Annotated in this window: 2 protein-coding genes; both read right to left on the bottom strand. The window is 66.2% G+C overall.

From position 1 onward, the window contains the following. Positions 1-392 (bottom strand): chemotaxis protein CheW (locus JQ635_RS38885; protein WP_211415037.1); only part of this gene is annotated, 392 nt, incomplete at its 3' end. 24 nt (positions 393-416) lie between these two features. Beyond that, positions 417-1,997, bottom strand: a 1,581-nt coding sequence (locus JQ635_RS38880; protein ID WP_211415036.1) for a hybrid sensor histidine kinase/response regulator, incomplete at its 5' end; no start/stop codon positions are given.

Raw genomic sequence — 1,997 nt, 5'->3', positions numbered from 1 at the left:
TGGACGCCGCCGGCGAGCTTGGCCATGCGGGGATCGAGGTTGACGGGGTTCTCTTCCATGCCGGCCTCGGGCAGGCGCAGCACCTCGCCGATCTGGTCGATCAGGAGGCCATAGGATTCACCGCGCAAATCGACACCGACCGCCATCGGCACCTTGCCGTCTTCGGCCTTGGGCAGGCCGAGACGGGCGCGCATGTCGACGACGGTGACGATGCGGCCGCGCAGGTTCAAAACGCCCGCGATCTCGCGCGAGGACAGCGGCACGCGGGTGACGCGCTCGGGCATGAACACGTCCTGGACGCGGGAGATCGGCAGGCCGAACAGCTGGCCGCCGATCATCGCGGTGACGTATTCGACCATGGCGCCTTCGCTGGACTGGGTCTTGGTGCTCATCGATCTGTCTCCTGATCCCGTTGGTTACGCCGCCGCCCGGCTCAGCTCGGAGGCGCCGGCGGCGCCCGCGGTCTGCTCCTTCAGCGCCGCGATCAGACCGGGACGGTCGAACTTGGCGACATAGTCGTGGAAGCCGGCCTGGCGGCCGCGCTCGATCGCCGCCGGCGACACCAGCGCCGAGAGGCCGATGATCGGCGTCGCGGCGAGGTTGTTGTCGGAGCGAATAACTTCCGCGAACTCGAACCCGTTCATGTCGGGCATCTCGATGTCGGTCAGGATCACGTCGAAGCTCTGCGCGCGCAGGGCGGCGAGGCCCTCCTGCGCGGTCGGCGCGGTGCGGACACGGTAGCCGGCCGCCTTGAGGACCGGCGCCAGCATGTTGCGGAAGAAGGCACTGTCGTCGACCAGCAGCACCGACTGCGAGTGCATCGACGGCTTCATCTCCTTGCGGGTGAACCAGTCGGCGAACGCCATCGGCAGGAAGTGGCCGACGTCGATCACCTCAGTCGCCTGACCCTTGATCACGGCCGAGCCCAAAATGCCCTGGCTGGAGCCGCCGACCTCGATGTTGAGGCGTTCCTCGACGATGTCGATGATCTCATCGACGACGAGGCCCATGGAGCGGCCGTCATCGGCAAACACCAGGATCGGCTGGGCGCCTTGGCTCGCAATGGTGACGCCTTCCATGGCGACCAGCGGCATCAGCTGCTCGCGGTACTGCACCATGTAGCGGCCGTTGCTGAACTCGATCTTGTCGGCCGGCAGCTCTTCGAGGCGCGTGACGAGCCCGAGCGGAACCGCCTTGGGCTGCGACGAGCCGGCGCGGAACACCAGCAGCGAGGTGGTCTGCTCGCCCGAGCCGATGTGGTGCGCGCCGTTCTCGTCGCCCATGTCATGGGCCGAGGAGCCGGCGGCGCCGAGCGCCTTGGCAATGCCGTTGGGGTCGATGATCATGATCACCGCGCCATCGCCCAAAATGGTGTTGCCGGAGAACATGTCGATGTGACGGAGCTTGGTCGACATCGGCTTCACCACGATTTCTTCGGTGTGGAACACGCCGTCGACGACGATGCCAAAGGTCTGGCTGCCGACCTGGGTCACCACGATGAAGCCGTTCTCGGGATCGGAGGCAGCGCCGTCGTCGATCTTGAGGAGCTTCTTGAGGTGGATCAGCGGCAAGAGCTTGTTGCGCAGGCGCAGGACCGCGGTGTCCTTGATGCGCTCGATGCGGTGCTCGGAGTTGGCGCGGGCCCGGACCAGCTCGACCACCGAGAGCTGCGGGATGGCAAAGCGGTCACCGGCGGCTTCCACAATCAGCGCGGAGACGATGGCCAAGGTCAGCGGGATCTTGATGGTGACGGAAGAGCCTTCGCCGGCCACCGACTTGATGTCGATGGTGCCGCCGATCTGGTCGATATTGGTGCGCACGACGTCCATGCCGACGCCGCGCCCCGAGACCGAGGTGATGGCGGCCGCGGTGGAGAAGCCCGGCGCGAAGATGAACTTGTGGATCTGGGCTTCCGACATCTTCTCCAGCTCAGCCTCGGTGACGAGACCTGAGGAGATGGCCTTGGCCTTGATCTTCTCGGTGTTGAGGCCGCGGCC

Origin of the sequence: Bradyrhizobium iriomotense, from assembly GCF_018130765.1 — a bacterium.
Classification (GTDB): domain Bacteria; phylum Pseudomonadota; class Alphaproteobacteria; order Rhizobiales; family Xanthobacteraceae; genus Bradyrhizobium; species Bradyrhizobium iriomotense_A.
Note: the sequence above shows the minus strand (reverse complement) of the source record. Positions and strands in the feature narration are given on the sequence as shown.